The sequence below is a fragment of the Nocardia carnea genome, from assembly GCF_029868325.1.
Taxonomy (GTDB): Bacteria; Actinomycetota; Actinomycetes; order Mycobacteriales; family Mycobacteriaceae; genus Nocardia; species Nocardia carnea_C.
Genome location: NZ_JARWNW010000216.1, coordinates 1 through 1,670, shown reverse-complemented (window position 1 = coordinate 1,670; position 1,670 = coordinate 1). Strand labels below are relative to the sequence as shown.

Here is a 1,670-nt window from a genome sequence, read left to right as displayed (position 1 = left end):
TCCTCCACAGCGCGTGCCCAGATCGGGGTCACCGGCCTGGCGGTGATGGGCAGCAATATCGCCCGTAACTTCGCCAAGCACGGATACACCGTGGCCCTGCACAATCGCAGCGTCGCCAAAACCGACGCATTGCTCGCCGCGCACGGCGGCGACGGTGATTTCGTCCGCACCGAAACCATCGCCGAGTTCGTCGCGGCGCTCGAGAAACCGCGCCGCGTGCTCATCATGGTGAAGGCCGGGGACGCCACCGACGCGGTGATCGAAGAGCTCGCCGCCGCCATGGAGCCCGGCGATATCATCATCGACGGCGGTAACGCCCTCTACACCGACACCATCCGCCGGGAAGCGGCGCTACGGGACCGTGGTCTGAATTTCGTCGGCGCCGGTATCTCCGGCGGTGAGGAAGGCGCCCTCAACGGGCCCTCCATCATGCCCGGCGGGCCGGTCGAATCCTATGAATCGCTGGGTCCACTGCTGGAGTCGATCGCCGCACAGGTCGACGGCACGCCGTGCTGCACCCATATCGGCCCCGACGGGTCCGGGCATTTCGTGAAGATGGTGCACAACGGTATCGAGTACGCGGATATGCAGCTGATCGGCGAGGCCTATCACCTGTTCCGCGCCGCCTTGGATCTCGACCCGAAGCAGATCGCCGATATCTTCACCCAGTGGAACTCCGGCGATCTGGAAAGCTATCTGGTGGAGATCACCGCCGAGGTCCTCGGGCAGGTGGATACGAAAACCGGTAAACCGCTGGTCGATGTGATCGTCGATGCCGCGGAGCAGAAGGGTACCGGGCGCTGGACGGTGAAATCGGCGCTCGATCTCGGTATCCCGGTGACCGGTATCGCCGAGGCGGTGTTCGCCCGGGCGCTGTCGGGGTCGCGGGCCCAGCGCGCCGCCGCCAAGGATCTGGCCGCGGGCGAACTCGCCGCCAAACCGACCGATATCGCCCAGTTCACCGAGGATATCCGGCAGGCCCTGTACGCCTCCAAGGTTGTCGCCTACGCGCAGGGCTTCGATCAGATCGCCGCGGGCAGCACGGAGTACGGATGGGATCTGAAGCCCGGCGATATGGCCACCATCTGGCGTGGCGGCTGCATCATCCGGGCCCGCTTCCTGAACCGGATCAAGGAGGCCTACGAAACCGATCCGGCGCTGCCGAGCCTGATCCTGGACCCCTATTTCCGCAGCGCGATCGAAACCGCGATCGACAGCTGGCGCCGCGTGGTCGCCACCGCGACCCTGCTGGGTATCCCGGTACCGGCGTTCGCCTCCTCGCTGTCGTACTACGACGCCCTGCGCGCGCAGCGGCTGCCGGCCGCACTCACCCAGGCCCAGCGTGATTTCTTCGGCGCGCATACCTATGAGCGGGTGGATGCCGAGGGCAAGTACCACACGCTGTGGAGCGAGGACCGGTCCGAAGTCCGGACCAGCTGAGCCTGTGGTGGGGGGGGGGGCGGGCGGCCCCGCCCCCCCCCCCCGCGGCGGGGGGGCGGGGGGAGGCCCCCGGGCGCGCCCGGCCGCGGGGGCGGGGGGCGGCGTGGGCGGCCCCGCCCCCCCCCCCTCCTCAGGCTCAGCTGGTCCGGACTTCGGACCGGTCCTCGCTCCACAGCGTGTGGTACTTGCCCTCGGCATCCACCCGCTCATAGGTATGCGCGCCGAAGATA

At 68.3% G+C, this 1,670-nt stretch carries 1 protein-coding gene; it reads left to right on the top strand.

Annotated features, from left to right (window positions below; genetic code table 11):
* Positions 1 to 1,440, top strand: a 1,440-nt coding sequence (gene gndA, locus QH196_RS18190; RefSeq protein WP_280416995.1) for an NADP-dependent phosphogluconate dehydrogenase, incomplete at its 5' end; no start/stop codon positions are given.
* Positions 1,441 to 1,670 lie beyond the last annotated feature (230 nt).